Source organism: Rheinheimera oceanensis, from assembly GCF_018831085.1.
GTDB lineage: Bacteria > Pseudomonadota > Gammaproteobacteria > Enterobacterales > Alteromonadaceae > Alishewanella > Alishewanella oceanensis.
In genome coordinates this window covers 1-994 of the sequence record NZ_JAGPNM010000040.1, presented here as the reverse complement: position 1 = coordinate 994, position 994 = coordinate 1, and the positions used below count along the sequence as shown (strand labels likewise).

Genomic DNA, 994 nt, shown 5'->3' with positions numbered 1-994 from the left:
TGATTATCCGCGTTTACCACCAGCACAAATTTGTTGTTTAAATCGGTGCCAACGGCCTTTTCGTCAATCAAAATACCGTCGTAGCTGTCGCTGCCCACCAGCCTGATGCGGGCAAATAAACCCGGCAGCAGGTTGTTGTCGCTATTGCTGAAACTGGCGCGGATACGGATAGTGCCGGTTTGCTGATTCAGGCTGTTATCAACAAAATCAATGCTGCCGGTGTGTGCGTATGTGGTGTCGTTTGCCAGCGCCATATATACCGGGTTTGCACTGGCATCACGGGTATCGGCACGCTTACCTTCGGTACTCAGGCGGGCATATTTCAGGTAGCTTTGCTCGTCTACATCAAAGTAGGCGTACATTTTATCGGTAGATACCAGGCTGGTTAACTGGCTCTGGCCGGCAGTAACATAGTTACCGGCCGTTACCTGGGCATACGACACCCGGCCACTGATAGGCGCGCTAATGCGGGTGTAACTTAAATCCAGTTCAGCACGTTGCAGCGCCGCTTTTACCGAGGCGACGGTAGCCGCGGTTTGTTGCTTACGGGCTAAGCGGCTGTCCAGTAATTCGGCTGAAATGGCGCGCTGGCTGCTGAGTTTCTCTGCCCGCTGATAGTCGTTATCCGCCAGTTGGGCGGCGCTTTGTGCACTTTGCAGCTCTGCATTGAGCCGGGCCACTTCAGCAGCAAACGGCCGTGGGTCAATTTGTACCAGCACATCGCCTTGTTGTACCAGGGCACCTTCGCTAAAGTGTACCTGTTCAATATAGCCTGACACGCGTGGCATTAAATTCACGGTTTGTGGCGCCTGCAGGCGGCCGGTAAATTCATCCCATTCGGTAATGCGCTCGTGTACCACCTGCGCCACACTCACCTGCGGTGCAGCCGGTGCTGCGGCCTGATTAGCCGCTTCGGGGTTGCCACAAGCGGTTAACACCAGTGCGGCGACGCCCGCTAACATAAAAGTTCTGACCGTGTTTTTTCTGCTCATGA

1 protein-coding gene is annotated in these 994 nt (G+C 54.4%); it reads right to left on the bottom strand.

Annotation, left to right across the window (positions count from 1 at the left end; all coding sequences use genetic code 11):
• Positions 1-962: efflux RND transporter periplasmic adaptor subunit (locus tag J3B89_RS20995; RefSeq protein ID WP_251372615.1), on the bottom strand; the 962-nt coding region annotated here is incomplete at its 3' end.
• Positions 963-994: the final 32 nt, after the last annotated feature.